The organism is Amycolatopsis sp. lyj-346 (genome assembly GCF_046548975.1).
Taxonomy (GTDB): Bacteria; Actinomycetota; Actinomycetes; order Mycobacteriales; family Pseudonocardiaceae; genus Amycolatopsis.
This window is the reverse complement of the sequence record NZ_JAJPWT010000011.1, coordinates 292,774-317,717: the sequence shown is the minus strand read 5'-3', so window position 1 is coordinate 317,717 and position 24,944 is coordinate 292,774. Positions and strand designations below refer to the sequence as shown.

General features: G+C 71.3%; 17 protein-coding genes and 1 riboswitch. Of the genes, 11 read left to right on the top strand and 6 right to left on the bottom strand.

Going from position 1 to position 24,944, the window contains the following annotated elements:
- Positions 1–7: 7 nt before the first annotated feature.
- Positions 8–1,831: a glycoside hydrolase family 6 protein gene (locus tag ACLJQE_RS29790; RefSeq protein WP_410642780.1), complete on the top strand. Its 1,824-nt coding sequence runs from the start codon at positions 8–10 to the stop codon at positions 1,829–1,831.
- Positions 1,832–1,938: 107 nt separating this feature from the next.
- Here ACLJQE_RS29790 and ACLJQE_RS29785 read toward each other — a convergent pair whose 3' ends face one another.
- Both ACLJQE_RS29785 and ACLJQE_RS29780 read right to left on the bottom strand, forming a co-directional pair.
- A complete protein-coding gene (locus ACLJQE_RS29785) occupies positions 1,939–2,181 on the bottom strand; it encodes a hypothetical protein (protein WP_410642779.1) in 243 nt (80 codons plus the stop codon).
- Between the two features lie 120 nt (positions 2,182–2,301).
- Positions 2,302–3,573, bottom strand: coding sequence for an ABC transporter substrate-binding protein (locus ACLJQE_RS29780; RefSeq protein ID WP_410642778.1), 1,272 nt, complete (start codon positions 3,571–3,573; stop codon positions 2,302–2,304).
- A 294-nt stretch (positions 3,574–3,867) separates the two neighbouring features.
- Here ACLJQE_RS29780 and ACLJQE_RS29775 point away from each other — a divergent pair, with 294 nt between their 5' ends.
- The gene (locus tag ACLJQE_RS29775; RefSeq protein ID WP_410642777.1) at positions 3,868–4,818 is read left to right on the top strand and encodes a LacI family DNA-binding transcriptional regulator; all 951 of its coding nucleotides are present in this window, start codon (positions 3,868–3,870) and stop codon (positions 4,816–4,818) included.
- A gap of 64 nt (positions 4,819–4,882) precedes the next feature.
- On the opposite strand, the gene ACLJQE_RS29770 is transcribed toward ACLJQE_RS29775, so the two are convergent.
- The gene (locus ACLJQE_RS29770) at positions 4,883–5,989 is read right to left on the bottom strand and encodes a lytic polysaccharide monooxygenase (RefSeq protein ID WP_410642776.1); all 1,107 of its coding nucleotides are present in this window, start codon (positions 5,987–5,989) and stop codon (positions 4,883–4,885) included.
- A 182-nt stretch (positions 5,990–6,171) separates the two neighbouring features.
- Here ACLJQE_RS29770 and ACLJQE_RS29765 point away from each other — a divergent pair, with 182 nt between their 5' ends.
- Together ACLJQE_RS29765 and ACLJQE_RS29760 are read left to right on the top strand one after the other, a co-directional pair.
- On the top strand, positions 6,172–7,365 hold the full coding sequence (locus ACLJQE_RS29765) for an AGE family epimerase/isomerase (protein WP_410642775.1): 1,194 nt from the start codon (positions 6,172–6,174) through the stop codon (positions 7,363–7,365).
- Positions 7,366–7,412: 47 nt separating this feature from the next.
- Entirely contained in the window at positions 7,413–8,408 is a 996-nt protein-coding gene (locus tag ACLJQE_RS29760) for an aldo/keto reductase (RefSeq protein WP_410642774.1), read from the top strand.
- A gap of 1 nt (position 8,409) precedes the next feature.
- Here ACLJQE_RS29760 and ACLJQE_RS29755 read toward each other — a convergent pair whose 3' ends face one another.
- Positions 8,410–9,564, bottom strand: a complete 1,155-nt coding sequence (locus ACLJQE_RS29755) for a cellulose-binding domain-containing protein (RefSeq protein ID WP_410642773.1) — start codon at positions 9,562–9,564, stop codon at positions 8,410–8,412.
- Positions 9,565–10,131: 567 nt separating this feature from the next.
- Here ACLJQE_RS29755 and ACLJQE_RS29750 point away from each other — a divergent pair.
- The 5 genes from ACLJQE_RS29750 to ACLJQE_RS29730 are packed head-to-tail and all read left to right on the top strand — an operon-like array spanning position 10,132 to position 15,044.
- Positions 10,132–11,610 (top strand): hypothetical protein, encoded by a 1,479-nt coding sequence (locus ACLJQE_RS29750; RefSeq protein WP_410642772.1) that lies wholly within the window; start codon positions 10,132–10,134, stop codon positions 11,608–11,610.
- Between the two features lie 32 nt (positions 11,611–11,642).
- Complete coding sequence (locus ACLJQE_RS29745; RefSeq protein ID WP_410642771.1) at positions 11,643–12,446, top strand: AfsA-related hotdog domain-containing protein; 804 nt, start codon at positions 11,643–11,645, stop codon at positions 12,444–12,446.
- 37 nt (positions 12,447–12,483) lie between these two features.
- Positions 12,484–13,299, top strand: coding sequence for a carboxymuconolactone decarboxylase family protein (locus tag ACLJQE_RS29740; RefSeq protein ID WP_410642770.1), 816 nt, complete (start codon positions 12,484–12,486; stop codon positions 13,297–13,299).
- On the top strand, positions 13,296–13,997 hold the full coding sequence (locus ACLJQE_RS29735; RefSeq protein ID WP_410642769.1) for an HAD family hydrolase: 702 nt from the start codon (positions 13,296–13,298) through the stop codon (positions 13,995–13,997). Before ACLJQE_RS29740 ends, ACLJQE_RS29735 begins: the two co-directional genes overlap by 4 nt.
- A 45-nt stretch (positions 13,998–14,042) precedes the next feature.
- Positions 14,043–15,044 (top strand): zinc-dependent alcohol dehydrogenase family protein, encoded by a 1,002-nt coding sequence (locus ACLJQE_RS29730; protein ID WP_410642767.1) that lies wholly within the window; start codon positions 14,043–14,045, stop codon positions 15,042–15,044.
- Positions 15,045–15,394: 350 nt separating this feature from the next.
- On the opposite strand, the gene ACLJQE_RS29725 is transcribed toward ACLJQE_RS29730, so the two are convergent.
- The gene (locus ACLJQE_RS29725) at positions 15,395–18,097 is read right to left on the bottom strand and encodes a cellulose binding domain-containing protein (RefSeq protein ID WP_410642766.1); all 2,703 of its coding nucleotides are present in this window, start codon (positions 18,095–18,097) and stop codon (positions 15,395–15,397) included.
- 329 nt (positions 18,098–18,426) lie between these two features.
- Here ACLJQE_RS29725 and ACLJQE_RS29720 point away from each other — a divergent pair, with 329 nt between their 5' ends.
- Positions 18,427–19,827 (top strand): sugar porter family MFS transporter, encoded by a 1,401-nt coding sequence (locus ACLJQE_RS29720; RefSeq protein ID WP_410642765.1) that lies wholly within the window; start codon positions 18,427–18,429, stop codon positions 19,825–19,827.
- Positions 19,828–19,850: 23 nt separating this feature from the next.
- Here ACLJQE_RS29720 and ACLJQE_RS29715 read toward each other — a convergent pair whose 3' ends face one another.
- Positions 19,851–20,711: an LLM class F420-dependent oxidoreductase gene (locus ACLJQE_RS29715; RefSeq protein WP_410642763.1), complete on the bottom strand. Its 861-nt coding sequence runs from the start codon at positions 20,709–20,711 to the stop codon at positions 19,851–19,853.
- Between the two features lie 260 nt (positions 20,712–20,971).
- Positions 20,972–21,050: riboswitch (S-adenosyl-L-homocysteine riboswitch) on the top strand.
- A gap of 14 nt (positions 21,051–21,064) precedes the next feature.
- Between ACLJQE_RS29715 and metH the strand changes: the two genes are divergently transcribed.
- On the top strand, positions 21,065–24,694 hold the full coding sequence (gene metH / locus ACLJQE_RS29710) for a methionine synthase (RefSeq protein WP_410642762.1): 3,630 nt from the start codon (positions 21,065–21,067) through the stop codon (positions 24,692–24,694).
- Positions 24,695–24,944: the final 250 nt, after the last annotated feature.

The following is a 24,944-nucleotide window of genomic DNA, read 5'->3' as shown; positions in this document are numbered from 1 at the left end:
GCACTCGATGAGGAGTGAATTCTGGTCCGCGAAGAGGAAATCACGGTTCGCCGTGGCGTCCTCGGTGACGGCGGCGGCGATGACCGCCGGATTACTGGTGGCCGGGGGCAGTCCGGCGGGCGCCGCCACCGGCTGCAAGGTCACCTACACGGTCAACCAGTGGGACACCGGCTTCACCGCGAACGTCGCCGTGACCAACCTGGGCGACGCCCTTTCGTCCTGGAACGTCGAATGGGACTTCGGCGGCAACCAGCAGGTGCAGCAGGGCTGGAGCGCCACGTTCAGCCAGAGCGGCAAGCACGTGAGCGCGAAGAACCCGTCGTGGGGCGGGACGCTGGGCGCGAACGCCACGGCCAGTTTCGGCTTCAACGGGGCGTACTCGGGGACGAACGACATCCCGACGTCGTTCTCGCTCAACGGGGCCCACTGCGACGGGACGCCCACCACCACGACGCCGACGACCCCGACCACGGTCACCACGACGCCGACCACGCCCACCACGCCGACCACGCCCACCACCCCGACGACGGTCACCACGACGCCGCAGCCCGGCGTCCACGTGGAGAACCCGTACGTCGGATCGAAGGGGTACGTGAACCCGGACTGGTCGGCCCAGGTGAGCGCGGCGGCCGCGGCCAAGGGCGGCACGCTCGGCGCCCAGATGGCCAAGGTGGCCGGCACCTCGACCGCGGTCTGGCTCGACCGGATCGCGGCGATCAACGGCACGTCGAGCGCCCGCGGCCTGCGCGGCCACCTCGACGCGGCGCTGGCGCAGCAGACCGGCAGCACGCCGGTGACCATCCAGATCGTCGTCTACGACCTGCCGAACCGCGACTGCGCGGCGCTGGCCTCCAACGGTGAGCTGAAGGTCTCCGAGAACGGGCTGGCCCGGTACAAGAGCGAGTACATCGACCCGATCGCGTCGATCCTCTCCGACGCGAAGTACGCGCCGTTGCGGATCGTGACGGTCGTCGAGCCGGACTCGCTGCCGAACCTGATCACGAACCTCTCGACGGCCAAGTGCGCCGAGGCGCAGTCGAGCGGGGCGTACGTCCAGGGCATCCAGTACGCGCTGAACAAGCTCCACGCGATCTCCAACGTCTACAACTACCTGGACATCGCGCACTCGGCGTGGCTGGGCTGGGACAGCAACTTCGGCCCGTTCGTCAACGCGGTCAAGCAGATGCTCCAGGGCACCACGGCCGGCGTGAACAGCATTGACGGCTTCATCAGCTCTACGGCCAACTACACGCCGCTGACCGAGCCGAACCTGCCCGACCCGAACCTGAACGTCGGCGGGCAGCAGCTGCGGTCGGCGACGTTCTACCAGTGGAACCCGTACTTCGCCGAGGTGCCCTTCGCCACGGCGATGTACAACGCGTTCGTGGCGGCCGGTCTGCCCAGCGGCATCGGCATGCTGGTCGACACCTCCCGCAACGGCTGGGGCGGCGCGGCCCGGCCGAGCGGTGCTTCGGGCGCCACTGTGGACGCGTACGTCAACTCGGGCCGGGTCGACCGGCGGCTGCACCGGGGCAACTGGTGCAACCAGAGCGGTGCGGGGCTGGGCGTGCGGCCCACGGTGGCTCCCGCGGCGCACTTCGACGCCTACGTCTGGATCAAGCCGCCGGGTGAGTCCGACGGTGCGAGCAAGCCGATCCCGAACGACGAAGGCAAGGGCGCGGACCCGATGTGCGACCCGACCTTCCGCGGTAGCGAGCAGGCCAACGGCGGCAACCTGACCGGCGCCCTGCCGGACGCGCCGCTGGCCGGCAAGTGGTTCGGGCCCCAGTTCGAGCAGCTGGTCCAGAACGCCTACCCGCCGGTGCAGTAACAGACCCCGGGCCGGGCGGTGCCGCGCAGCCGCCGCCCGGCTCGGCCTCCACCCGGCGGCAGCGGCCTGTCCCGCCAGGCCGCTCGCCGCGGTCCCGCCCGGACGCCTCAGGCGTACGGGCGGGACAGCGGGATCCGGCCCGACGTCACAGTCGACCTCGGGCCGGATCCCGCGGCACGCACCTCCGGCGTGTCAGCCGGGTCCTTGCGGAAGCTCAGCCGGTCCGGACCCGGCCCGTCGTGGCCGCGTCCGGACCGGAACCCCTTCGGCCCTGGTTCGGTGACGAACCCCATCCGGGTGTGGAACGCGTGCGAACCCTTGTTCTCCGGCGACGTGATCGCCCGTACCACCGAGCGTCCGTGCGCGGCGCGCTCGTGCGGCGCCGCGCCCAGCCCGCGGCGGCGTTCGGCGGGCTTGGCCCCGGCGCAGTGCCGGAGCGGCAGCGCCCGCCGACGCGAGCGGACTTCCGGTCAGGGCACGAGCCGGCGCACCCCGATCAGCACCTGCTGCCAGACGGCGGCGGGATCGGCGCCCTTCTCGACCGCCTTGAGCGAGGGTGCGATCACCTGCTCCTGGATCTTGCCGTCACCCGGCCCCTTGTACTGCGGTTTGCCGACCTTGCGGGCCTGTGCGACGAAGACCTGGCCGCTCATCGTCCCGCCGAAGTAGCCGTTCATCTCGCTGAGCAGGTCCGCGGAGGTGAAGGCGTCGACCTGGCTGGGGAAGTTCCCGCTCACCCGGAAAGCGTGCAGCTGCTGCTCCGGCGCGGTCAGCCAGGCGGCGAGCGCGGCGGCCTCCTTCTGGTGCGGGCTCGAGGACGGCACGGTGAGGAAGGACCCACCCCAGTTGCCGCCGCCGTCCGGGAAGGCGTCGGTGAGCGCCCACTTGCCCGCGTTGCCGACCCCGGCCTGCTGTTCGATGACCCCGAGCATCCACGACGGGCAGACCTTCGTGGCGAAGGCGCCGGTGCGCAGGCCGTTGTTGCCGTCGTCTTCGAAGGCGGTGAGCCCGGCCGACTGGCCCTGCTTCACCGCGGTGGTGACCTGGTCCCAGGCGTCCTTGAGCGCGGTGTTCGTCTCCAGCGTCGAGTGGTTTTCGCGGTCGAGGTAGCCGACCGGGAGCTGGTTGACCTTGGCGTTGAAGATCTGCGCCGAGGAGTCGAACCACGGCTTGCCCTTCGAGCGCTTGACGTACTTCTCGCCGGCCTTGAAGTAGCTGTCCCAGGTGGCGAACATCGTCTTCACCGAGCCCGGGTCGGTCGGCAGCCCGGCCGCCTCGAGCAGGTCCTTGCGGTAGCACATGGCCAGCGGCCCGATGTCCGTGCCGTAGCCGACCAGCTTGCCGTCCTGGCTGCGGCCCGCCTCGTACTTCCACTCCAGCCACCGGCCGGGCTTCACCTCGGGCGGCCCGATCTCGGCCAGGTCGGCGAACTTGTCCGCGTGGGCGAGCACGTCGGAGAGGTGGCCTTCCTCGACGGCCAGGACGTCGGCGAGCGGCTGGCCGTTCTGCAGCTTGGTCAGCAGGTCCTGGTGGTACGGTCCGCCCTGCTCGGTCCGCACCTGGCGGATGGTGAGCCCGGGGTGGGTGAACTGGTAGCCGGGGATGAGGTCGTCGTAGCCGAACTCGCCGAACGTCGCCACCGTGAGCGTGATCCGCTCCGGCGTGCCCGGTCCGCACCCCCCGACCAGGCAAAGCAGGACGGCGGCGGCGGCCAAGGCCGCCGGTCTTCGGATCTGCCTCATGCGCGCGCACTCCCCACTCGCGGCACGCTCCCGGCCCCCGTTGGCTGGGAGCGCTCCCGGGGCGAGTGTCGGTTCCCGGTGCGGCGGGTGTCAAGGTGCGCGACGGCGGGTGTCCGTGCGGACACGGTCCGCGGGCTCCGGCCCGGCCGGTGCCCGGACTCGTGGTGTGCCCGGGCGGTGCCCGGACTCGTGGTGTGCCCGGGCGGTGCCCGGACTCGTGGTGTGCCCGGGCGGTGCCCGGACTCGTGGTGTGCCCGGGCGGTGCCCGGACTCGTGGTGTGAAGGAGGGGTGCGATGAAGCGTCCGACGATCACCGACATCGCGAAGGAGGCCGGCGTCTCCAAGGGCGCGGTCTCCTACGCCCTCAACGGCCGCCCCGGCGTCTCGGAGGCCACCCGGCGGCGGATCACCGAGATCGCCCGGGAGCTCGGCTGGGCGCCCAGCAGCACCGCGCGGGCGTTGTCCGGTGGCCGGACCGGGGCGATCGGCCTGGTGCTCGACCGGCGGCTGGAGGTGTTCGTCCCGGCCCTGCTCGACGGGTTCGAGGGTGAACTGCTGCTGCAGGCCGCCCCCGGTCGCGACGCCGCGCTGGCGGTCTACCGCCGCTGGCGGGCCGAACGGAAGGTCGACGGCGTGCTGCTGACCGAGCCGGGCTGTGCGGCCGAGCTGATCCGGATCGGCCTGCCGGCGGTGGTGCTCGGCGGGCCGGGCGGGGTGGCGGGTGTTCCCTCGGTGCTCGTGGACGACGTCACCGGCGCCGCCGAGGCGCTGGCCTACCTCGCCGCGCTGGGACACCGGCACGTGGTCCGCATCGCGGGCGCGGCGGCGTTCGCCGATCCCGCGGCGCGGCGCCGCGCGTTCACCACGGCGGCGACCGGCCTCCCGCACCCGGGCACCGTCCACCCCGAACCGTCGGCCGACGCGGTGCGGCGGGTACTGGCCACGCGTCCCCGGCCCACCGCGTTGCTCTGCGACACCGACGATCTCGCGGTGGCCGCCCTCGCCGCCGCACGCGAACTCGGGCTCTCGGTGCCGAAGGACCTCTCGGTGGTGTCCTGGGACGACACGCCGCTGTGCCGGCTGGTCCGCCCGGCGCTGACGGCGATCCGGCGTCCGCTGGCCGAGCTCGGTGCGCTGGCGGCGTCCGTTCTGCACGACGTGCTGGCGGGGGAGCGGGTCGGCGACGTCCACACCTCCCGGCCGAAGCTGATCACCCGCGGGAGCACCGGCCCCACGAATGCGTGAAGGCCGCTTCGGGGAACTGCGCGTTCCCCGAAGCGGCCTTCGCGGTCTGTCCACTCAGGACATTTCAGCTACCCTGGCACGTCGGCGAGGGTGGGACGGCGCCTCCCGTCGTGTTGACGACCATGCCGAAGGTGGTCGTACCGTCGGCGGCGACGTTGCCGTTCCAGTTGGCGTTGCGGACCGTCACCGCCGATCCGGACTGGTTCAGCGTGCCGTTCCACACGCTGCCGATGGTCTGGCCCGCGGGCAGCGTCCAGCCCACCTGCCAGCTCCGGTACGGCGTGGTGCCGTGGTTCATCACCGTCACCGTGGCCTGGTAGCCGCCGCCCCAGGTGTTGGTGATCTCGACCATCGCCATGCACGAGTCCGTCGGGTGGTTCGGCGTGGTCGGGGTCGTCGGCGTGGTGGGGGTCGTCGGCGTGGTCGGGGTCGTCGGGGTCGTGGGCGTGGTGGTCGGGTTGGTGCCCGGGTCCTTCACGCCGGTGACCTCGCCGTTCCCGCCGTCGAAGGTGACGTCCGAGCAGCCGTAGAACGTCTCGGCGCTGTCCGAGCGCTTCCACACCGAGTAGATGATGTGCCGGCCCGACTTGTTCGTCGGCAGCGCACCGCTCCACTTGTACTGGCCCTCCACCGTGCCCACCGAGCCGGTCACCGACGGGTGGTCCACCGTGAGGAACGGCTGGTCCTCCAGGGAGTCCCAGGTGAGCGGCTGGTTCGGGTTCCACCCGTCCTTGGTCACGTACGTGTAGAACCAGCCCGGGTGGGCGGCCCAGGCGTTGTACGAGAAGTCGAACCGCGCGCCGGCCGTGAGGTGGGTCAGCGGCCACGCGCCGACCCCGTCGTAGCCCGCGAAGCCCGGGTTCCCGCCGGAGCACAGCTTCCCGTCGGGAATGAACCCGCGCGTGCGCCCGGCGCCGTCGGAGCGCAGCACGCTGAACCAGTTGTACAGCGAGTTGGCACCGCTGACGCCCACCGCGGCCGCGCAGGCCGGGTTCTGCGGCTTGATCTCGCCGGTCGAACTGAGCCCGTCCTGCCAGCACAGGAAGGTCCGGCTACCCGGTTTCATCATGGCGCCGTGCGCCTCGGCCGTACCGGTGCTCAGCAGGACGGTGGTCAGGCTGGCCAGCAGCACGGTGACGGCGGCGAGGATGGTACTTCGTCTCCTGGTCACGTCAGTCCCTTCATTGGGTTGCGTGCGTCGAAGACTGGGAGCGCTTCCAAGGTCAGGATACGCGGCGACGGTCACTTCCGGAACAGCCCGCGATGGCCGGGGCAGGTGCCTTGGCCTACGTTGGCGGGGGCCGTCCGACCGGGCGGGCCCGTGAAGAAAGGCCCCGTGGAGAAAGGCAGCGAGTGGACAGTCCGTCTTCGGTTCCCGCCTGGGTGCGCGCCGAACCCGCCCGGCTGCTCGGGTTCGCCGGCGGCGCGGCGCACCCCGGCGGCGGGTTCGCCTGGCTCGACGACGCCGGCCGGCCGGTGCTCGACCGGCCCGTCGAAACCTGGATCACCTGCCGGATGACGCACGTCTTCGCGCTCGCCTCGCTGCGGGGAGCGGACGTGGGCGGACAGGTCGCGCACGGCGTCGCGGCGCTGACCGGTCCGCTGCGGGACACCGGGCACGGCGGCTGGTACGCCTCGACGGCCCTGCCCGAAAAGCGCGCCTACGAGCACGCGTTCGTCGTGCTGGCGGCCGCGAGCGCGGCCGCGGCCGGTGCCGAAGGCGCGCAACCGCTGCTGGCCGAGGCCCTCGAAGTCGTCGAACGCCGGTTCTGGGAGCCGGGGGCCGGGCTCGTCGCCGACGTCTGGGACCGCGGGTGGACCCGCCTGGAGGACTACCGCGGCGCCAACGCCAACATGCACATGGTGGAGGCCTTCCTGGCCGCCGCCGACGTCACCGGCGACGTGGTGTGGGCGGAGCGTGCGCTGTCTATTGTGGAGCGTCTGGTCCACGGCGAGGCCCGCGCGCACGGCTGGCTGCTCCCGGAGCACTACGACCCGGACTGGCAGGTCCGGCTGGAGTTCAACCGCGGCGAACCCGCCCACCCGTTCCGCCCGTACGGGGCGACCATCGGGCACCTCTTCGAATGGGCGCGGCTGGCCGTCCACCTCGGACGGGCGCTCGGGACCGCGGCGCCGCCGTGGCTGATACCCGACGCGGCCGCGTTGTTCGAGGCCGCCGTCCGGTACGGCTGGGCCGTCGACGGACGGCCCGGCTTCGTCTACACGACCGATTTCGCCGGGACGCCGGTGGTGCACACCCGGCTGCACTGGGTGGTGACCGAGGCGATGGCCGCGGCGTGGACCCTGCACCAGGAAACCGGCGACCCGGCGTACCTCGCCCGCTTCGAGGAGTGGTGCGCGCACGCCGAAGCCTGCTTCGTCGACCGCGAACTCGGTTCGTGGCACCACGAACTCGACCCCGGCAACCGGCCCGCCGCGACCGTGTGGGCGGGCAAACCGGACGTCTACCACGCCTACCAGGCGACCCTGCTGCCCGGCCTGCCGCCCGCGGCGTCGTTCGCAGGCGCCCTGCTCGCGCGCGGATAAACTGCGCTCGCCGTTCCTTCCGACGTCCCCCTTCGACAAGGAGAACCATGTCGCCTTTCGTCGCGGCCGAAGACCGGTACGCGGACATGCCGTACCGGCGGGCCGGGCGCAGCGGGCTGAAGCTGCCCGCGGTGTCGCTCGGCCTGTGGCACAACTTCGGGGACGACAAGCCCCTCGACGTGCAGCGGGCCGTGCTGCGCCGGGCGTTCGACCTCGGGGTGACGCACTTCGACCTGGCCAACAACTACGGCCCGCCGCCCGGCTCGGCCGAGGCGAACTTCGGGCGGCACTTCGCCGCCGACTTCCGCCCGTACCGCGACGAGATCCTGGTGTCGTCCAAGGCGGGCTACCTGATGGGGGACGGCCCGTACGGCGAGTGGGGCTCCCGCAAGCACCTCCTGGCCAGCCTCGACCAGAGCCTGGCCCGCACCGGGCTGGACCACTTCGACATCTTCTACTCCCACCGCCCGGACCCGGAAACGCCGATCGAGGAGACGATGGGCGCGCTCGACACCGCCGTCCGCTCGGGCAAGGCGCTGTACGCGGGCATCTCCAACTACTCGCCCGAGCAGACCGAAGCCGCGCTCGCCGCGTTGACGGAACTCGGGACGCCGCTGCTGATCCACCAGCCGCGGTACTCGATGCTGGACCGCTGGGTCGAAGACGGCCTGCTGGACACCCTGGACGAGCACGGCGTCGGCTCGATCGCGTACTCGCCGCTGAGCCAGGGCCTGCTGACCGACCGCTACCTGGACGGCATCCCGGCCGGCTCCCGCGCGGCCGGCGCCAGCCCGTTCCTCACCAGCGACCGGCTGACCGAGGACACCCTCGCGACCGTCCGCGCGCTGAACGACGTCGCCAAGGGGCGGGGGCAGACGCTGGCGCAGCTGGCCATCGCCTGGGTGCTGCGCCGCGGCCGCGTGACCTCCGCGCTGATCGGCGCGAGCAGCGTCGCCCAGCTGGAGAACACGGTCGCGGCCACCGCGAACCTCGAGTTCACCGACGACGAGCTGGCCGAGATCGAGCGGGTGCTGGGCCGGTAGCTCAGCAGCCGATCCGCGAGGAGCCCACGGCCACGTCGTCGAACCAGAGCGTGTCGGCGTCGCCGGCGTAGCTTTCCCAACCGAGCCGCAGGTCGGTCACCGATGGGCGCCACGTCCGGGCGAGCCACTGCTGGTCGATGTCGGGGGTCGGGACGCCGTCCACGACCAGCCCGGGCACCTCGGTGCCGCCCAGCCACGTCCGGAGCTGGCCGGCCGCGCCGTCGAGCCGGAACTCGAAGCAGGACCAGGTGCCGGTCGGCAGCGGGACGCTCTGGGCGACGCCGGCCGGGCTCTGGGCGGGCAGGGTGGCGTCGTCGGATTCGCGGTTCCACTGCAGGGCCCGGTTCTGCCCACCGGCCCGCAGGTCGCGGCCGTCGGTGCTGTCGCGCATCGCCAGGAAGGTGACGTGCCCGGTGGGCAGCGCGGTGGTGTGCCGGACCCAGAACCGCCCGTACAGCACGCCGGAACCGGTCACGCTCGTGCCGAGGAAGGCGTGGTTGCAGTAGCCGCCCTGGCCGGTGACCTTGACCGAACGGGTGCCCGAGTGCGCGATCGATCCGTCGACGGTGACCGTGCCGGTGCCCTGGCAGTTGGCCGCGCCGACGGTCCACCGGCCACCCGGGGTGCTGCCGGTCTGCTGTTCGAAGTCGTCGCAGAGCGCGGCGTCCGCGCAGCCGGCGGGCGGCGGCCCGGACGTCGTCGTGGTCGGCGTGGTGGTGGTCGTGGTGGGCGTGGTCGACGTCGGGGGAGCGGAGTCGCCGCACGAAACGCCGTTGAGCGCGAAGTCCGCCGGCGCGGCGTTCGTCCCGGTGTAGGTGCCCTGGAGGCCGAACGAGACCGAGCCGCCGGCGGGCAGCGCGCCGTTGTAGGGCAGGCTTTGCGCGGTGACCGCGGTCCCGGTCTGGCGGACGGTGGCGTTCCACGCGGACGTGACGGACTGGTTCCCGGCGTAGTGCCAGCTGAGCGTCCAGGAGGAGGCCGCGGTGGCGCCGTTGGTCACCGTGATGTCCGCGGTGTAGCCGGTCTGCCACTGGTTGACGCGGTAGTCGACCGAGCACGCGGGCGCGGCGGCGGCCGGCCCGGCCACGACGACCGCGGTGGTGCCCGCCGCGGCGAGGCAGAGCGCGGCCAGTGCACCGGCGAACCTGTTGTTCATGGGGTGGGCTCCTCGGGGGTGACTCCTCGGGGGGACGCGGACAGGGGCGCCGTGGCTTGCACCACGACGCCCCTGGTTGGTGGCCGCGTTCTGGCGAGGCGACCTGGCATGGGAGCGCTTCCAGCCGTCGGGAAAGGTAACCCCGGCGTGTCGTGCTTGTAAAGAGCGACCCGGACGCGGGCCGATCCGGTGGTCCGTTTTCCGCAGCCGAGGCGTCCGGCCTGGCCACTGAACACTCCTGAACGGCCGAACCCGTTGGGGCGCAGGACATCTCGATGTGGCGCTGCGCCACCGCGAGCCGGGGCGGGACACCTCCGTTGGGGTGGATTCCGGAAATCCGTCCCAAGATCACTAACAGCCGCGGCCGGGCCGCGATTGGGAGCGCTCTCAGGCGGCGGTGTCCGACCGGAAGAGTTCCGGCCGGAACAGCCTTCGGCCGGAACTCTTGTTGCGCATTCAACTTCTCGGCGAGTGCACGACGGGGTCCGGTGACGAACTCGGCCCGCCCGGTCACGCTGCGGTAGTGTCGTCGGCGTGCCCCGTCCTCCGGAGATCGTTGGATGAACGATGAGTCGACAGGCCAAACCAGGGAGCAAGCCCTACCGCGCCCAGCTGCGGGAGCGGCTCGCCGCCTTGGGCTTCCCTGAGGCGGCGATGCCGGCCCAGGTGGCGAGGAACCTGATCGTCGAATGCCGGATCCCGCCGCGCACGGCGTGGCGGCTGGCGTCCGAGCTCTCGCTCGACGTCGCGGCGCACCAGTACAACGCCGTCACCGGAGATCCCCGCGCGGGGATGCGCGGCACGCGGATCTGGGAGTACGAACAGTGGCCCGAACGCGGCGTCCGGCCGACCGTCGCGGCGCTGCGGGTGCTGGCCCAGGTCTACGGCACGAGCTGGAAGTGCCTGCTGGGCCTGCGTGATCTCGAGCAGCTGCCGGCCAAGGACCTGGCCGAGTACCACGCCGAGGCCGAGCCCGCGGCCGTCGCCGTGCCCGAGGCGGCGGTGCCGCCGGCCCGCACCGCTGCCCGCGCCACTGCCCCCGTCGGGGCGCGCGTCGAGGCCCGGGTGGACGAGGAGATCGGCGCCGGCGCCCTCGACGACGCCATCCTGCTCACGAAGACCAACGTGGACGATGTCCAGCTCGACGACCTGTGGGCGGACCTCGACTTCCTGGGCGGCGCCTACACCCGCACCGCACCCGACTCGATCCTCGGCCAGCTCGCCGTGATCGCGGACCGGACCGCGTCCCTGCTGAAGGGCCGTCAGCGGCCGAAGCAGACGCAGGACCTGCTGCTCATCGGGGCGAAGTCCAGCGCGATGATGGCCTGGATCGCGGGCGACCTCGGCCGGTACCGGCGCTCACGCGAACTCAACTCCGCCGCCTGGCTCTACACCCAGTACGCCGACGACTTCCTCGCCCGGCGCTGGGTGCGCACGTCCCAGGCGCGCGTGGCGTTCTGGGCCGGCAACGGCATCGAGTCCGCGAAGCTCGCCGCCGACGGGCTCAACTACCACGCGGGCGGGCGTCTCACCGATGCCCCGCTCATCCTCGCCGAGGCGCGCGGCTGGTCGTCGGTGCAGGCCGAACGGCAGGTGCTGGACGCGATCGCGCGCTGGACGGCCATCGAAGACCCGGACCTCGGGGCCGGTGGCGAGGACAGCTTCTTCAACATCACGAAGGACCGGCGGCACTACATGGCGGGCAACTCGCTACTGTCTGTCGGGCAGGCCTCGGCCGCGCTGCGCGAGTTCACCACCGCCCGCGAGGCCTTCGAAAAGCTGTCGCTGGAGAACCGCTGGGAGGCCATGGATCCGATGATCCGGATCGACACGGGCCGCGCGCACCTGCGGCTCGACGATCTCGAGGGCGCCGCGGCGCAGGTCGAACCACTGCTGGACGCGGGCGTGGGCAAGCAGCCGGACATGGTGCGCGCCACGCTGAAGCTGCTGGCCACCGAGCTGTCCGGGCCGCGCTGGCGCACGGCCACGACGGCCCGCAACCTCGCCGAAGCCCTCCTGGACGCCCACGCGTCGACGCATCCGTGACCCCAGACCCGACCCGGACGGAGGTGCCCGAGGTGGCACCGCACGATGTCTCGTGCCCGCAAACCCCGCGCGACGAGACGTGGGCGTGGGAAGGGGACACGCGGCGGGACGTCGTCGTGGTCGCCGACCGCTTCGCGCGGTTCGCCCGCGAAGAGCGGGTGTTCACGCTGTCGGGCCTGCTGGCCCGGCTCGGCTCGGGCGATCTCGTGGCGCCGGGCTGCCAGTGGATCGTCCACTTCGGCCAGGGCATCGACGCGACCGACGGCGATCTGCTCGAAGCCGCCTGCGAGAAGAGCGAAGGGGCCGTGTGCCTGGCGGACCCGGACGCGTTCCGGCTGCCGTTCGCCCCGCCCGCGGTCGTCCACAAGAACCGGCCGGAGAACGTCCTGCTCGCGGGCGTGCACAGCCCGGCCCCCGCGCACTGCCGGGCCGAGCTGCGAATCCACCGGAACAACGAACTCGTCCTCGACCACCACACCGGCGAGCACGTGCAGGGCATCGTGATCATCGAGGCGATGCGGCAGATCTGCATCGCGCAGTTCGAGACCGCGATCCGGCCCGGCCTTACCCCGGCGAGCCACGCCGGGGTGTGGAAGCGGATCGACCTGTCCTTCGAGGACTTCCTGTTCCCGCTGCCGGCCACCGTGGAGTCGCTGATCGTCGAGTCCGATCTCGACCGGGAAACCCACCTCAAGTTCCGCGCCACGACGGCGGTGCGCCAGCTGGGCCGCACCGTGGCCACCGCCGGCATCGAGTACGCGATGATCGCGCAGGGACGCATCGACACCCTGGAACGCCGCAAGGCCGACCAGGCCACCCAGGCTTACCTCGGGTGAGCTCGGGAACCCACTCCGGAAGGGAAACCACGTCACGATGTCCGACCTGCAGCAGCAGGACCGCTCCGCGTCCTTCGCCCAGGGCCTGAAACTCATCCAGCAGCTCGGCGGGGCCGACCGGCCGGCCGTGCTGGACCTGTTCGCCAGCATCGGGGAGGCGGAGTTCGGCGAGCAGTGCGTCGGGTTCATCTACGGCGACGTCTACCACCGGCCCGGCCTGCCGCTGCCGGAGCGGCAGCTGGCGACGGTCGCCGCGCTCACCGCCCTCGGCTACGCGGGTTCGCAGCTGCAGTTCCACGCCAAGGCCGCGCTCAACGTCGGCTGCACCCGGCGCCAGCTGACCGAGGCCGTGATCCACGTCAGCTCCTTCGCCGGGTTCCCGGCCACGCTCAACGCCTTGACGGCACTCAAGGCGGCCTTCGACGACCTGCCGGCCGAGGAGCCGTCACCGGCCGACGAGGCGGGCGAAGTGCCGTGGGCGGGCATCGAGGACCGCTACGAGCGCGGCCTGGCGGCGATGAAGGCCGTCGACGGCGAGGCGGGGGAGAAGGTCGCCGCGGCACTGCAGGACATCGCGCCCGACCTGGCCACCTACATCATCGAGTTCACCTTCGGCGAGATCTACAGCCGGCCGCACCTGAGCCTGCGCCACCGCGAGATCGTCACGATCGCGGCGTGCGTCGCGCTGGGCACCGCGCTGCCGCAGCTGAAGGTGCACATCCACGGGCTGCTCAACGTCGGCGGCACCGAGCAGGAGGTCGTGGAGACCGTGCTGCACCTGGCGTTCTACTGCGGCTTCCCGGCCGCGCTCAACGCCATCGCGGCGGCGCGGGAAGTGTTCGCGCAGCGGTGAGCGGCTTCGGCAAACTGCGCGTGGTCGCGCTCGACTGCGACGGCGTGCTCATCGACGACACCTACCTGGCGATGATCGCCCGGTTCGTCACCGAACACGGCGGGAACTACGACGCCGCGGCCGAGCGGGACGTGATCGGGCTGCGCGACGTCGTCGTCGCCGAAAAGATCACCCGGCTCTGCGGCCTGGACCAGCCGGCCGAGGAGACGCTGAAGCAGCTGTGGGCCGCGCGGCAGGACTACCTGGCCGAGCACCCGATCCGGGTGGCCGAGGGCGCGCGGGACTGCCTGGAGGCACTGGCGAAGCTCCCGGTGCGGCTGGTCTGCTACGGCGGCCGGACCCGCGAGCACACCTTCGACCACCACCTCGGCGGCTTCGTCGACCTCCTCGATCCCGAGGTGCCCTACGTGAGCATCAACGAGCACCGGCCGGGGGTCGACCACATCGCCCGGACCGTGCTCGGCGTCGCCTTCGACGAGATCGTCTTCGTCGACGACGTCAGCCGGGTGGCCGTGGACGCCCGCGCGCACGGTGCCGGGTTCATCGGGTTCCCGGCGAGCCCCGCGCACGCGCGGCAGCGGGACTTCATGGCCTCCGCCGGCGTGCGCCACTTCGCCACTTCGCTCGCCGAACTGACCCCGGAACTCCTGGCGACCGTCGACGGCGAGCTCGCGGTTTCGACACACTGGCCTCGTTGAGGAGCCACCGATCCCTCTGGAGCCCCCGAATCCCTTGGAGCCACTGTGAAGTACTTTTCCCTGCCCCGCCCCGGCGCCGAGCTGCTGCTCGGCGAGCGTGACGTTCCCGAACCCGGTCCCGGGCAGGTCCTGGTCCGGTTGCGCGGGTGGGCGGTCAACGCCCGCGACCTGATGATCGTCAAGGGCTTCTACCCGAAGCCGGTGAAGCCGGACGTGATCCCGCTGTCCGACGGCGCCGGCGAGGTCGTCGAGGTCGGGGCCGGGGTGCGCGCCTGGGCCGCGGGTGACCGGGTGGCGGCGACGTACTTCCCGAACTGGCTGGCCGGGCCCGGCACGCCGGAGAAGACCGCCGACGACCTGGCCGGCACGCTCGACGGCGTGCTCGCGGAGTACGCCGTCTTCGCCGAGGACGCCCTGGTCGCGGTGCCCGCGCACCTCGGCTACGCCGAAGCCGCCACGCTGCCCAGCGCCGGCGTGACGGCGTGGCGGGCGGTCGTCGAAGAAGGCAGGCTGACGCCGGGGCAGACCGTGCTCACCCTCGGCAGCGGCGGCCTGTCCACGTTCGCGCTGCAGTTCGCCGCGCTCGGCGGCGCCCACGTCGTCTCGACGTCGAGCTCGGACGAGAAGCTCGAACGGCTGCGGGAGCTCGGGGCCGCCGAGACGCTCAACCACGCGACCACCCCGGAGTGGGGTGCCGCCGTGGCCGGCCTGACCGGCGGCGGCGTCGACCACGTCGTCGACGTGGGCGGCGGCGGCACGATCGGCCAGTCGATGATCGCCGCGCGGTACGGCGGGCACGTCAGCGTCGCCGGCGTGCTCACCCACGAAGGTGCCGCCGACCCGATCCTGGTGCTGGTCAAGCAGCTGACCCTGCGCGGCCTGACCAACGCCTCCCGCGAGACGTTCCAGGCGATGAACCGGGCGATCGAGCGGACCGGCCTGAAGCCGGTGATCGACCGCCGGTTCGCCTTCGACGAGGTGGCCGAGGCGCTCAAGCACCTGGAGTCGCGGACCCACATCGGGAAGGTCGTGCTGGAGAGCGACTGAGCGCGGACGGCCTGCCGCGCTGTCCGCCGGGTAACTTTTGCCGGCCCGGCTGGGTATTTTACGCACCCTGCGAGCGTGTTTCCGCAGCTCAGCGCGGGTGTGATCGGGCGAAAAAGTCTCCTGCGGGCAGGAATGGCGGCTGCCGTCGGCAACCGGAAGAGTGGACCTCACCGGGGACTTCGCCCGAGCAGCCTGCGGACTGTTCGGGCGGGGGCGCCGGACTGGGGGTGCGGGGAGGGGGTTTCAACCGCCTGGGGGTGGGTTGAAACCCCCTCCCCGCAGCTGGTCGTGAGGGGTGAGGCGGTGCTCTGACCCGCCTCACCACTCACGACTGGCTGCAGCAGACCGGCTCAGGACGTCGTGCAGGCCCGCCCGTTGAGCGAGATCGCCGCCGGCTTGCGGTTCGCCGTCCCCGACGACCCGGTGAACCCGAACTCCGCGCTCCCGCCCGCGGAAATGGTCCGGTTCCAGTCCACGTTCAGCGCCGTCACCGCCGCGCCGCTCTGGGTGACCTGCGCGTTCCACGCCTGCGTCACCCGCTGGCCGTCGGCGTAGGTCCACGTCACCGTCCACCCGGTCACCGCGGCGGTGCCGGTGTTGCCCACCTTCACCGAGGCCTGGAACCCGCCCTGCCACTGGTTGGTGACCGTGTAGGCCGCGGTGCAGGACCCCGACGGCACCGGAGTGGTGGTGGTCGTCGGTGTGGTGGTGGTGGTGGTCGGCGTCGTGGGCGTGGTCGGCGTGGTGCTCGTCGGCAGCGGCTCGCTGCCCCCGGACTCGCCCACGATCACGCCGCGGCCGTTCGTGCCCACGTACACCCGGCCGTACACCCGCGGATCACCGGTCAGCGCCGCCCCGATGTTGCCGTACTGGTGCCGGTCGTCGTTGATCCGCGTCCACGAAGCCCCCGCGTCGTCCGAGCGGAAGATCCCGCGCACCCCGCCGATCTTGGCGATCGTGTATAACGTCGCATACGTCCGGCCGGGAGCGGCCTTGCCGAACCCGATGTTGTCGGCTTCGGCAACGTTCGCCAGCTTCGTGAAAGACGCTCCGGAGTCGGTCGAGTGCCACAGGCCGTACGTCGTGCCAGAACCGCCGGCCAGCCAGATGTCCCCGGCCACGCCCGGCATCGCCTTGAAGTGCGCGGAACCGGTGGGCAGTCCGATCGCCGCGGTCGCGGTGAACGTCGCGCCGCCGTCCGTGCTGACGTGGAACTTGCCCGCCGCGAACCCGTAGAACCGCTTCGGGTCGACCCGGTCGGCCTCGACCACCGCGCCGGCCGGGATGCCGGCGGACGCCGTCCACGACGAGCCGAAGCCTGCGGAGTAGCTGACCCCGGTGCCTTCCGGGCTCCAGACGAACCGGCTGCCGTCGGCGGCCGCGGCCACCGTGCCGCCGGCGGCGTTCCCGCCCGGCTCGGCGCCCTGGAACCAGTTCTTCCCGCCGTCCGTGGAGAAGGCGATCCGGTTGTCGTTCGGCCGGGCGGACCGGTCGAGCGTGCCGGTGCGCACGATCGTCGCCGGTGACAGCTCGGCGTAGTCGAGGCTGGTGGTCGTGGTGAACGCCGGCTGCGTGTACATGGTGGCCGGGACCGCGTCGAGGCTGTCGTGCCGGAACCCGCCGATGTCACCGAGCCCGGACAGCAGGGGTGCGCCCGACGGCGGGCTGATCAGGTCGAGCACCGCGGTCTCTTCGAGGCCGCCGACGACCGGTTTGATCGTGATCTTCCCGCCGGTGTCCCACTTCGTGAGGTCGGACGTGCCGTAGATGGTCGCGCCGGTGCCGTAGAGCAGGTGGTTCGAGTCGAAGGGATCGATCTCCACCGACTCGGTCATCCAGCCGAGCTTCGGCGACGGCACCGGGGGAGCGGGCTGGAGGCCGAAGTTCAGCCACGGCACCGACGAGATGTCCTGGGTGTAGCGCAGGCTTCGCTCGGGGTAGTTCGAGAAGTCCCAGATCCGCGTCCAGGTCGCGCCGCCGTCGGTGCTGCGGAAGAAGATCACGTCGGGCCACCACGACACCTGCGTCGCGACCATCAGCGTGTTCGGGTGCTGCCGGTCGATCGTCAGCCCGCTGTAGCCGAAGTAGTCGTCGCTGCTGTCCGAGGGGATCGGGCTGATCCGCGTCCAGGCGCCGGTCTTCGTCGCGTACTTCCAGACGTCGCCCTTCGCGCCGTCGTAGGGACCGCCGGTGTCGCTGGTCGCCAGGTAGAGGTAGCCGCCGACCGGGTCGAGGACGCCCTTGTGCGCCAGGTACCCGGTGGGCTGGCCGGCCAGGCGGGCCCACGTCGTGCCGCCGTCGGTGCTGCGGTAGACGGTGTTCTCCTTGTCCGCGACGCCGACGTAGATCGTCTGCGTGGTGCTGCCGCGGGTACCGGTCGTCGGGTCGAACGTCACCCAGGTGACGCCTTCGAGTTCGCTGGAGTAGCCCGACGGGTCGCTCGGGTCGGGCGCGTAGTTGCCGGGGTTGGGGAAGCTGGTCACCTTCGCCCAGGTGACGCCGGAGTCGGTGCTGCGCCAGAGCCCGTTGCCGCTCGGCGCGCCGAGGTAGAGGACGCTGTTGCGGTTCGGGTCGATCGCGAGCCGCTCGCCCATGCCGCGGCCGGGCATGTTCCCGCCGAGCTTGAACGGCAACGCGGCCGTCTGCCAGGTGGCGCCCCGGTCGGCCGACCGGAGGATCGCGCCGTTGTTCGGGTCCCAGCTGTTGGTGTACATCCCCGCCGCGACGTAGACGCGGTTCGGATCGACCGGGTCGGTGGCCAGGCTGGCGACGCCGTTGTGACCCCAGTCGGTCCAGCCGACCGAGTCCAGCAGCGGGATCCAGCGGCCGGTGGCGGTGTTCCACCGGTACGCCCCGCCGATGTCGGTGCGGGCGTAGACCAGCCCGGGTTCGGTCTGGTTGAACACGATCCCGGGGACGAAGCCGCCGCCGGCGATTTCCGCGTTGCGCCAGGTGGTGGCCGCGGGTGCGGCCGGGGAGGCCGGCGCGCCGACGGTGACCGCGACGGCGGCGGGCAGGAGCACGGCGAGCGCGGTGGCGAGCAGCCGTCTCACCGAACGGGACCTGGACGGGGAATGAGTTTTTCGCACGACGTTGTGCACCTCTGCCTCCACATTCTGGGAGCGCTTCCAGAGGGACGGTAAACCAGCGTTCGGAGCGTTGTAAAGCGTTCGACGATTTCGGCGGAGCGCACTGTCTACAGTGGATTCGAACCGGTGGGCGCGCGGTCTCGTGTCCAAGGTGTGCCGGATCTTCACGTCACATACGTGAACGTCGATCAGGTTCCTGAATCGTTATCAGGGGTCTCCTTGCCCGCCATTTTCCGGCGTGTGAGTGTGGTGGCCGCTGGCTGGACTGGACCCAAGGAAGAGGCGACCCGGCAATGACCGATCGGTCAACGACACAGGCGGCCCCGGCTCGGCACATCAGCCGGACCACGCTGTACTTCTTCGGCGCACTCGGCGGCATCCTCTTCGGTTACGACCTCGGCGTGATTTCCGGGGTGCTCCCGTTCATCGGGGAACTGTGGGCACTGACCGGCTGGGACAAGGGGGTGATCACCGCCAGCCTGTCGGTCGGTGCCATCGCCGGCGCGCTGTTCTCCGGCCGCACCAACGAAGCCCTCGGCCGTCGCCGCACGATCATGATCGCGGCGGGCATCGTCGTCGTCGGCACGCTGGCGGCGAGCTTCTCGCCGACGTTCGCGCTGCTGGTGCTTTCACGCCTGGTCATCGGCCTGGGGATCGGCCTTTCGTCGTCGACCGTCCCGACGTACCTGTCCGAACTGGCGCCGGCGAAGTGGCGGGGCGCGATGGGGGCGCTCAACCAGATCTTCATCGTGCTGGGCATCCTGATCGCGTTCCTGGTCAGCTACTGGCTCGGGCCGGTTTCCGCGTGGCGCTGGATGTTCGCCGGCGCGATCGTGCCCGCGGTGGTGCTGCTCGCCGGGCTGGTGTTCCTGCCGGAGACACCGCGGTGGCTGGTCAAGAACGGCCAGGAGGAGCAGGCGCGGCGGGTGCTGGCCGGGGCGCACGGCACCACCGTGAACCTCGACGAGGAGATCGCGACCATCCACGAGGTCATCCGGCTCGGCACCGAGGAGAAGCCGCGCATCCGCGACCTGTTCTCCGGGTTCGTGCGGCCGATGCTCGTCGTGGCCCTGCTGCTCGCGATCGGCCAGCAGTTCAGCGGCGTCAACGCCATCAACGCCTACTTCCCGACGATGCTCATCGGCCTCGGCTTCGCCACCCAGGCCGCGCTGCTGTCCGGCGTGCTGCTGGGCGTGACGAAGTTCCTGTTCACCGCGTGGGTCGTGTTCGTGGTGGACCGCTGGGGCCGCAAGCCGCTGCTGCTCGTCGGCAACGTCGTCATGGTGCTGACGCTGGTGGCCGCCGGCCTGGTCGTGCTGAACGTCCACGACACCGGCACGCGCGGCCTGCTGATGCTGGTGATGATGGTGCTCTACCTGGTCGGGTACGAACTCGGCTGGGGCGCGGTCGTCTGGGTGATGCTGGCCGAGGTCTTCCCGCTGAAGTACCGGGCCACCGGCATGGGCATCAGCAGCGTGGTGCTCTGGGCGGCGACGGGCATCGTGAGCGCGGTGTTCCCGATCATCTCCGATCCGGGATCCCTCGGCATCGGCGGCTCGATGTTCCTGTTCGCCGGGGTGAACGTGGTGCTGTTCGTGCTCACCCAGTGGCTGGTCCCGGAAACCAAGGGCCGCACGCTGGAGCAGATCGAACTCGACCTGCGGGCGCGCCAGGGCGTGGCGGCCAAGAGCTGACCCCGGGGGTCGTGAAGGACTTTTCAGGACGTTCCGGCGGGGACGAGGGTCAGCTTCCCGGCCAGCCGCCCGATCCACGCCTCGACCTCTTCGGGCGAGCGGTCGGGGAGGCCGAAGATCGTCTCGGTCACGCCCAGCGCATCCAGGTGCGCAAGGCGTTCCGGGTCCGGCCGCTCGCCGAGCGCGCAGATCCGCGGCGCCCCTTCGCGGCCCTCGGCGCCCCAGATTTCCTTCAGCAGCGCCACGTGCCCGTCCAGGTCGGTGTCGGCCGGCGTGGTGAGCCAGCCGTCCGCGTGGCGGGCGATCCAGCGGAACGTCTTCTCGGTCGGGCCCGCGCCGAGCAGGACCGGGATGTGCCGCTGCACCGGCTTCGGCCACGCCCAGCTCGGTCCGAAGGAGACGAACTCCCCGGCGTAGGCGGCTTCCTCCTGTGTCCACAGTGCACTCATCGCCTCGAGGTACTCGCGCAGCGCGGTGCGGCGGCGGTTCCCGGGCACGCCGTGGTCGGTCAGTTCGTCGACGTTCCAGCCGAAGCCGGCGCCGAGGGTGACGCGGCCGCCGGAAAGGTGGTCGAGGCTGGCGATCGTCTTCGCGAGGGTGATCGGGTCGCTCTCGACCGGCAGCGCCACGGCGGTGGCGAGCCGGATCCGCTCGGTGACCGCGGCCGCCGTCGCCAGCGCGACCCACGGGTCGAGCGTCCGGCTGTAGCGGTCGTCGGGCAGCGACGCGTCCCCGGTGCGCGGGTGCGGTGAGGTGCGCTTCACCGGGATGTGGGTGTGCTCGGGAACGTAGAAGGTCGAGAACCCCGCGGCCTCCGCGGCCCGCGCCGCGGCCGCCGGGGTGATCCCCCGGTCGCTGGTGAACAGCACGATTCCGTAGTCCACCCGCGGAGCGTATTAGAACGTGTTTCAGTTTTCAAGCGGCTTCGCGGTGACCTTGCGTGGTTGACCAGGCGCTTCCGGTGGTCTTGAGAGGGGCTCGATCCCCGGCTGCCACACTCGGAGGCCGGCAGCTGCGGGCTGGTCGGTCGACGGAGGTGCAGGGTGACCCGGAAGATCCATTGTGGACGGACAGCGTCCCACTCAGTGGACACGTCGGCGGGGCGGGATGGCGTCCACGGGCCCGGTTCCGATACCGTGGACCACAGGCCGAGAGGCGCTGCAACGGACCACCGGGTCCGCCACGCTCGGCCGGGAATGACCAACCAAGGGCGCCTCCCGATCGAGGGAGGCTGCCGGTGAACACCCCGTTCGATTCAACAGCGCGCCTGCGTGAGCTGCTCGACCAGCGGGTGGCCGTGCTCGACGGCGCCTGGGGAACCATGTTGCAGGGGGCCGGGCTGACCCCCGCCGACTACCGCGGCGACCGCTTCGGCGAGCACACCCACGACGTCACCGGCGACCCCGACCTGCTGAACCTCACCCGCCCGGACGTCATCCTCGACGTGCACCGCCAGTACCTGGCCGCGGGCGCGGACATCACCACGACGAACACCTTCACGGCCACCAGCATCGGCCAGGCCGACTACGGGCTGCAGTCGCTCGTCCACGAGATGAACGTCCGCGGCGCGCAGCTGGCCCGCCAGGCCGCCGACGAAGCCGGTGGGCGCTTCGTCGCCGGGTCGATCGGCCCGCTCAACGTCACCCTCAGCCTGTCGCCCAAGGTCGACGACCCGGCGTACCGGGCGGTCACGTTCGAGCAGGTCAAGGCCTCCTACGCCGAGCAGATCGCCGGCCTCGCCGAGGGCGGCGTCGACCTGCTGCTGGTCGAGACGATCTTCGACACGCTGAACTGCAAGGCCGCGATCGCCGCCGCGCGCGAGGTCGCCCCGCACCTGCCGCTGTGGATCTCGGTGACGATCGTCGACCTGAGCGGCCGGACGCTGTCGGGGCAGACCGTCGAGGCGTTCTGGAGCTCGATCGAGCACGCGAAACCGCTGGTCGTCGGCGTGAACTGCTCGCTCGGCGCCCAAGAGATGCGCCCGCACGTCGAGGAGCTCTCGCGGATCGCCGACGCCTACGTCGCCAGTCACCCGAACGCCGGGTTGCCGAACGCCTTCGGCGGCTACGACGAAACGCCCGAAGAGACGGCCGACCTGGTCGGCGGGTTCGTCCGGGACGGCCTGGTCAACCTCGTCGGCGGCTGTTGCGGCACCACCCCGGCCCACATCGCGAAGATCGCCGCCGCGGCGAAGGGTGTCACTCCGCGCGAGGTGCCCGCGCCGCGCAGCCACACCCGGTTCAGCGGGCTCGAGCCGTTCGGCATCGGCGCCGACACCGGCTTCGTGATGATCGGCGAGCGCACCAACGTCACCGGCTCGAAGCGGTTCCGCCGGCTGATCGAGTCGGGCGACCACCAGGGCGCCGTCGACGTCGCGCTGGAGCAGGTCCGCGGCGGGGCCAACCTGCTCGACGTCAACATGGACGCCGACCTGCTCGAATCCGAGCAGGCGATGACGACCTTCCTCAACCTGATCGCCACCGAGCCCGAGGTCGCCCGGATCCCGGTGATGGTCGACAGCTCGAAGTGGACCGTGCTCGAAGCCGGCCTGCGCTGCCTGCAGGGCAAGGGTGTGGTCAACTCGATCAGCCTCAAGGAGGGCGAGGAACCCTTCCTCGCCCAGGCCCGCACGATCCGGGACTACGGCGCCGGCGTCGTCGTGATGGCGTTCGACGAGCAGGGCCAGGCCGACACCGCCGACCGCAAGGTGGAGATCTGCGGCCGCGCCTACGACCTGCTGACGCAGAAGGCGGGCTTCGCGGGCGAGGACATCATCTTCGACCCGAACGTGCTCGCCGTCGCGACCGGAATCTCCGAGCACAACGGCTACGCGAAGGCGTTCATCGAGGCGCTGCCCCGGATCAAGGAGCGCTGCCCGGGCGCGCGGACCAGCGGCGGCATCTCGAACCTGTCCTTCTCCTTCCGCGGCAACGACGTGGTGCGCGAGGCGATGCACTCGGCGTTCCTGTTCTACGCCGTGCAGGCCGGGCTGGACATGGGCATCGTCAACGCCGGCCAGCTCGCCGTCTACGAAGACATCCCGAAGGACCTCCTCGAACTGGTCGAGGACGTCCTCTTCGACCGCCGCGAAGACGCCACCGACCGGCTGGTGAGCTTCGCCGAGAACGTCAAGGGCAGCGGCACCAAGCGCGTCGTGGACCTCTCGTGGCGCGAAGGCACGGTCGGCGAACGCCTGTCCCACGCGCTGGTGCACGGCATCGTCGACTACATCGAGGAAGACACCGAAGAGGCGCGCCGGACGATGGCACGGCCCCTCGAGGTCATCGAAGGCCCGCTGATGGACGGCATGAAGATCGTCGGCGACCTGTTCGGCTCGGGCAAGATGTTCCTGCCGCAGGTGGTCAAGAGCGCGCGCGTGATGAAGCGGTCGGTCGCCTACCTCGAGCCGTTCATGGAGGCCGAGAAGGAGGAGGCCCGGCTCGCGGGCCGGGCCGCCGTGTCGAACGGCCAGGGCAAGGTCGTGCTCGCCACGGTCAAGGGCGACGTCCACGACATCGGCAAGAACATCGTCGGCGTGGTGCTGGGCTGCAACAACTACGAGGTGATCGACCTCGGCGTGATGGTGCCGGCGGCGAAGATCCTCGACACCGCGGTCACCGAGGGCGCCGACGCGATCGGGCTGTCCGGGCTGATCACGCCGTCGCTCGACGAGATGGTCAACGTCGCCACCGAAATGCAGCGGCGCGGCCTGAAGCTGCCGCTGCTCATCGGCGGCGCGACGACGTCCCGCCAGCACACGGCGGTCAAGATCGCCCCGGTCTACGACAACGCGACGGTGCACGTGCTCGACGCGTCGCGCGTGGTCGGCGTGGTGTCCGACCTGCTCGACCCGGACCGCTCGATCGTGCTGGCGGAGAAGAACCGGGCCGACCAGGAGGTGCTGCGCGAGCAGCACGCGAACAAGCAGCGCCGTCCGATGCTCACCGTCGAGCAGGCCCGCGCGAACCCCGAGAAGGTGGCCTTCGACGGCCTGCCGACCCCGGCGTTCACCGGCGTCCGCGTCATCGAGCCGGGCATCGCCGAACTGCGCGAGATGGTCGACTGGCAGTTCCTGTTCCTGGCCTGGGAGCTCAAGGGCAAGTACCCGGCCATCCTGGAGCAGCCGGTCGCCCGCGAGCTGTTCGACGACGCGAACACCCTGCTCGACCAGATCATCGCCGAAGGCAGCTTCACCGCGAAGGGCGCGTACGCGTTCTGGCCGGCGCACAGCGAAGGCGACGACATCCTGCTCGAAGACGAGTTCGCGCACGTCAAGTTCCCGATGCTGCGGCAGCAGACGGCCAAGCCCGCGGACCGCGCGAACCGCTGCCTGGCCGACTACATCGCGCCGGTCGGCGACCACCTCGGCGGCTTCGCGGTGGCCATCCACGGCGCCGAAGCACTGGCCAAGCGGTACGAAGCCGAGCAGGACGACTACCGCGCGATCATGGTCAAGGCACTGGCCGACCGGCTCGCCGAGGCGTTCGCCGAGCACATCCACCTGCGCGCCCGCCGCGACTGGTTCGAGCCGGACGCGCAGCCGAAGCTCGAAGACCTGCACGCGGAGCGGTTCCGCGGCATCCGCCCGGCGCTCGGCTACCCGGCCAGCCCCGACCACAGCCAGAAGCGTGAGCTGTTCCAGCTGCTGGAAGCCGGCGAACTGGGCATGGACCTGACCGAGTCGTTCGCGATGACGCCGGCGGCGAGCGTGTCCGGGCTGATCTTCGCCCACCCGGATTCGAAGTACTTCACCGTCGGACGGCTCGGCCGCGACCAGGTCGAGGACTACGCCCGCCGCAAGGGCGTCGAGATCGCCGAGGTCGAGCAGTGGCTGCGGCCGAACCTGGCCTACGACCCCGAGGTGTAGGCCGGGAGGTGTAGGCCGGGAGGTGGCGGGTGACCCGGCGTTTCTCCCGCCACCCCGAAGCCCGATGGTGACTACGGACGGCAGCACCGCGTCAAGGCGGGAAAGCGTGCCTTGACCCGGCGCTGCCGTCCGTGTGCTGGCTTCGGATCGGGGTTGCGGGGGGCCTGGGTGCCGTTGGGGTCGAGTCGGGTGTCCTGGTGGCGGTTCAGCACGGCAGGGGGTGCGGTGGCCCGCCTGCCGGGCCGCGGTG